Source organism: Leptospira interrogans (assembly GCF_900156205.1).
Lineage (GTDB): Bacteria > Spirochaetota > Leptospiria > Leptospirales > Leptospiraceae > Leptospira > Leptospira interrogans.
Map to the genome: position 1 here is coordinate 49,988 of NZ_FTNA01000027.1, position 5,475 is coordinate 55,462.

The 5,475-nt window shown below is 32.5% G+C and carries 4 protein-coding genes; 2 read left to right on the plus strand and 2 right to left on the minus strand.

Features of this window, described 5'->3' with window-relative positions; genetic code table 11:
- Nucleotides 1-76: 76 nt before the first annotated feature.
- Nucleotides 77-781, minus strand: a complete 705-nt coding sequence (gene mtnC, locus BW942_RS17170) for an acireductone synthase (protein ID WP_001022662.1) — start codon at nucleotides 779-781, stop codon at nucleotides 77-79.
- A 5-nt stretch (nucleotides 782-786) separates the two neighbouring features.
- Nucleotides 787-2,169, minus strand: a complete 1,383-nt coding sequence (locus tag BW942_RS17175) for an MFS transporter (RefSeq protein WP_001972114.1) — start codon at nucleotides 2,167-2,169, stop codon at nucleotides 787-789.
- Nucleotides 2,170-2,422: 253 nt separating this feature from the next.
- Between BW942_RS17175 and BW942_RS17185 the strand changes: the two genes are divergently transcribed.
- Nucleotides 2,423-3,361, plus strand: a complete 939-nt coding sequence (locus tag BW942_RS17185; RefSeq protein WP_000142698.1) for an alpha/beta hydrolase — start codon at nucleotides 2,423-2,425, stop codon at nucleotides 3,359-3,361.
- Between the two features lie 1,715 nt (nucleotides 3,362-5,076).
- The coding region (locus BW942_RS17195; protein WP_139325932.1) for a DUF1561 family protein at nucleotides 5,077-5,475 on the plus strand (399 nt) is incomplete at its 3' end.

The following is a 5,475-nucleotide window of genomic DNA, read 5'->3' on the forward strand; positions in this document are numbered from 1 at the left end:
TGAAAATGTGGGAACTCCCACCAAACTTTGATTTTACGGACAAATCTTGAAAATGTGGGAAAAATCCATTCTGTTATTAAGGATTCAAACCTTCAAAAGAAGAAATTTTAAAATGAGAGTGTTGCGGTTGAGGATAATTACCGGGACGTTCTAAAATTGCGGAGTGAAGTTTTGCTTCTTTGGCGGCGTCCGCTTCTTCTTTAATATCCGTGAAAAATAGAATTTTCTCTGGTGCAACTCCTAATTGTTCTGAAATTTTAGAGTAACTGGAAGATTCTCTTTTTCCTCCGACTCCAGTGTCGAAGTAAGCGTAAAAAAAATGGGTTAAGTTGCCAAAATCTGAATATTCAAAAATTAACTTTTGCGCTTGAATACTGCCAGAAGAATAAACCGCAGACTTTTTTTTAGAAGCTTGGATTTTTTTTAAAAAAGAGGGAACGTCTGAAAACATTGAACTTTTTAGTTCTCCATTTTCATAACCTGATTTCCAAATTCTACCTTGAATCTCTTTCAAAATACCACTTTTGCGATCCAACGAAACGAGATGTTTACAATATTCACTCAGATCGAAAGCGGAATCCGAAAGTTTTCCAGAATAGGTAGTATCGTTTTTACCTTCTAAGATTAATTTTTCGATCCATTCTTTTTCAAGTAAGTTCGATTGAAAAAAAGAATCAAACTTTTCCACAGAGTAAGGAAAAAGAATTTTGTGAACGAATTCGATCGGAGTTGTAGTTCCTTCAATATCGAATAAATAGAATTCGAAAGTTTTTATATTCAATTAGGCTACCCTTTGATTTTTTCGGCTTCTAAAACCAAATATTCATGTACGTCTTTTTCGTCCTTTTCAAAATTTTTCAAGACAATCAACCAAGATAAAGCACAAGGAATCCAAAAAAGAACAGAAATGGAAAGTCCAAGAGAACGATCTCCCGGAGTCAGACCTAAAATTAAGGCGCTCATCGCGGGCCCTAACCCTTTCCCCAGATCATCCGTAAGGTTATAGAGCGCAAACATGCTACTTCTATTTTTTGGAATATTCACATTAATTAATGTAGCTCTTACGTTAGGGCCGGTAACGGAGATTATAAAACCGGCCACAACGTTGATTAAAATAAAAAGCCCTGAGTCAGCAATATTTTCCGCTTTTAAAAGATAGATACAAGGCAAAATTCCGATTAAAATGCTAGACATACAAAAAATGGGAAGAAGACGCTTTTTATAGTTATAAATTTTTTGTCCGATGATTCCTCCAAAAAACGTGCCTGCAAAAACACCAATTGCAGCATAAGTTAAAAGCATCGTTGCAGTTGCTTTGTCTAAATGATAAGAAGTTTCGTAGTAATCCACTAAAAAGACAAAAAACACTCCCCAAGGAACACAACCAGGAATCCCTTGAAGGAAAATTCCTATATTTGTTTTATTCTTAAAGAGTAGTCTAACGTCGCTCCAACGAAGATGAAAACTTTCTTCTGAAAATTTTTCTGCAATTCCGGACCATTCCGATTCTCCTCCTCCTCGAATTGGCTCTTTGCAAAAAATCCAATAAATGATCGCAAAAAAGAAAGAAGGAATGGAAAGATAGATAAAACTTGTTCTCCAACCGTTAGCCGGATCTGCACTTCCTAAAATTCCTCCTAAAAGTTGTCCTACTCCAAGGCCAATCCCCATCGAAAGTGAAACATAAGCCGCTGCGGTGGATCTAGATTTGTCAGAAAAGTAATCACCTAATACCGTAAAAAGAAGAGGAAAAATTCCTCCTAGACCAAACCCGGTAAGAGTTCTATAAAATACAAACTCAGGATAACTGGTTGCAAAACCGGAAAGAAAACAAGGAACTTCTCCTAGAAATACTGAGAATATAATCAATGTTTTGCGAGAATATTTTTGGGATAGGTAACCCATACTTACGGAAACTGCGCCACCTAAGATAAAAAACAAAATCGGGATTACTCCACCGATGTACCAATCTACATCTTCTTGATTATTTAAACCGAAGGAAGCACCTATGTTTTTTAAGTTAGGAGCAATTAGATTTTGATCTGCAAAGAGGAAGAAGGCCATTCCCATAATCATCCAGAAAGCTAAGATAGCATTCCAGCCGTGATTGACCAATTCTCCTAACCCGAAAAAGCGAAGAAGACTTTTGTCCGAGGGGCTTTTTTCCATATTTACTCCGTTCATTTTAGGTTTTCATTTCTTTCGTTTTTAGGAAAGAAATTCAAACCGTGAGTAAAACTCAAGGAAACTTTAAATTCGTTTTTGGACTTCAATACACAACGAGACATAGAAGATTATCGATTGGTTTTGAAAGAAAACTAGTATAGAATGAAAAAAGTCCCTTTTTAAACGGTTTTATAATATTTAGTTGACCAGTATTGTTTTCATGATTCTTTTCTTCCAAATAAAATCGGTTTAAGCAATGACCTTTCATCATAAAGAATTTCATATTCTATCCAGTTCCGATAAATCTAAATTATATTGTCAATCTTGGACGAAGTCTAACTCCAATCGATTGTTGATCTTTCATCACGGTTTTGGAGAACATAGTGGACGTTATACGAATTTGATTCGTTATTTTTCGAAAAGTGATATTAATTTCTATTCTTTTGATATGAGAGGTCATGGAAATTCGGATGGAAAAAGAGGTCATTCGGATTCTTTTGATTTATATGTAAGGGATCTTGCCGATTTTGTTTCAGAAGTTCTTAAAAGAGAACAAAAGGAACGTTTTTTTCTATTGGGACATTCTCTGGGAGGAGCGATTACTCTTCGATATTCTCAGGAAGGAATCAATCAGGATAATATTCTAGGTTTGATTCTTGGTTCTCCTGCGCTTAGGGTAAGAATGGATTTTAGAAAGAAGTTAAAAAAATTTGCTGCTGGTATTTTAAGTAAAATTTCTCCTTCTTCTGTTGTGGACGCGGAGTTGGATCTTCAATATCTTTCTCATGATCCAGAGGTGATCGAATCTTATAAACAAGATCCTCTTGTTCACGGTAAAGTTTCCCTAAAAATGGGGACCGAACTTTTGGAGATCGGACCCCAATTGATCAAAAAGGCGAATGTACTTCGTTGTCCTGTATTGATTTTGCACGGTCAAGAAGATGGACTTGTGGATGTAAATGGTTCTACAGAACTTTATAAAAATCTAATTTATAGAAATAAAAGAATTAAAATTTACCCCGGTTTTTATCATGAACTGATGAATGAATTTCCAGAACATAGGGAAATAGTGTTAAATGATATTCAAACTTTTTTAGAAACCATTCAGAGGGAAAAAATCGATTTTGAGTCTTTAAAATTACAAAGAAAAGAAGTGGTTTCAAGGAAAAAAAGAAATCCGGTTTCTAATCCTTAACTTTCTGTAATTGGAAGAAATTCTTGATAGTGAATTTTCGAACTCATTGAGTATCATAAATTTATCATAAACCCTGTTTTAATGTCAGAAATTTGGTACTTGGCTACTATCAGTTCTGAGTAATTTTTTAAATCAACAGTAGCTATTTTGTTCTTTTGTAGTTCCGACTTTTTTATGAGATTGTAATGAATTTTTTCTTTGCATATATATAAATGAGGCGTAATTTTATAGGAACTACTACAGTTGATTAAAAATTTTTAAAGGATTGATCTTTTATGTTTTTGAGATTTGGGAACAAGTTAGGATGTAAATTTGATTAAGAGATTTATTTTGTAAAATCTGATTTTTCTGTAAAAGTAAAATGTGGGAACTCTCACAAACCGCGATTTTACGGACAAAATTCTAAAATTGTAGGAACTACTACTTTTAGAAAATTTTTATTCGTTTTCTCCACGAACTCACGTCAATATAAAACGCAAAAGACTAAAACCTATTTTAATCTTAACACTTTTTCGATGTAGGAACTCACATAAAACTTCAAAATTACCACAGCTTTTAACATTTCACTAAAAGCTTGTCCTAAAACCTCAAAGAATTTACACGATAATTCTTTAGAAATTTCTAATAAAATGCAGTAGTTCCTACATTGGACGGTTTTGGGACAAGTTCTAAGAATGTAGTAACTATAATAGGTATGGGTTTTATAGATCGATTTTAAAAATATAGAAAGTTGTATTTCATTAAGAATTTTTCAAAGATTATGGATAATTTTTTGTACTACTTTATTCATAATTATGTAATAAAGCGCCTAGTATTTTGCGATAAAAATTAGAATAGTTGAAAAATTAATTCTCCATCTGTTTCTATTTCATGGAAACGGTCGATTAAAGCAATTTTGTTAATTGAACTATGGAACTTTTCAACAACTCTATTAAAGATATCAATTTCATCAAGATCAGTAAACGCAGACAAAAGACAACAAAAGCAAAATTTATAATATCTATCTCCAAAAGTCGAATGTGTCTCAAGTGGTAAAAATTATAAAAGAAACGCATTCAGTTATAGCTTCAGTATTCCCTTTAAGTTTTCTTTAAAAAAAACGGATTTAAATTCATATATAATTCAAATTTAAGCTTAAAGTAAGTAAATTATATATTCAGTTTATTTTAATATTCTAAATAATTAAATATATTATTTATAGGTAGAAATGCTAGAAAGTAAAAAGATTTTGATGATTTGTGCCCGTTTTTTATGTTGCTGGCCCTGGAAAATTTGAATGTCAAAAATTAAGGGTTGATCTGCGAAGATGTAAAAGTTCTCACAAATTGAATCTAACCTGTATGTTGGCTTTTTGAAGTGGGTTTCACATTTAATACTCAGACGTAACTATAGAATCCTTTGATTCAATTTTTTTAATAATTAAAATATTCTAATGTATCTATAAAAGTGGGTTCGGACCATTTTATTAAAGACGCGTTATTTTAGAGAACTTGGTCGTTTATCATTTTTATACATCCAAATAGTAATGATAAAAAGCTCATATCATCTAATTGACAGTAGAGGTTTTAGAATTCAAACAAATTTTCAAATTTAATAAACAGTCTTTATTTAATTTATATAAGTTAGATAAATCCGTTTTCTTTTTGAACCTGGACTAAGAAGCGTTTATAAGTAATTTAGTATATTTGTTTAATTTAAAAAATAGGATTTGAAAGATGTGTAATTGGAAGAAAATATTCATAGTAGTTCTGTTAGTCTTGATTGGATTTGGCTTCGAGTATGGAATAAATCCTACTCCAGTAGATGCTTCATCAAAAATTGAATACTTGGTTATTCAAAAACCTACCGATCCACCAAAAGACCAACCAATCAAAGTAATTGTAAGCGGTGAAGGAAAGTTTTGTTACGGTCCTGATTTTAGCGGAGGTGAAAGTTACATTATAATTGAACAGTGTTGGCAAATGCACGTTATGAATGCAAGATACGACGTGTTTCAAAGAATTTCGTATAACATCAATAATACGTGGTTATGTATTACTGCTCCAGAGAAAGTAATTAAGGCAGAGAAAAACTGGGACTATGTTCACCTCAGACCTTGTACGATCAACGATCCT

Coding starts and splice junctions, on each gene's coding strand:
- BW942_RS17185 (WP_000142698.1), top strand. CDS start 2,423: ATGACCTTTCATCATAAAGAATTTCATATTCTATCCAGTTCCGATAAA.
- BW942_RS17175 (WP_001972114.1), bottom strand. CDS start 2,169: ATGGAAAAAAGCCCCTCGGACAAAAGTCTTCTTCGCTTTTTCGGGTTA.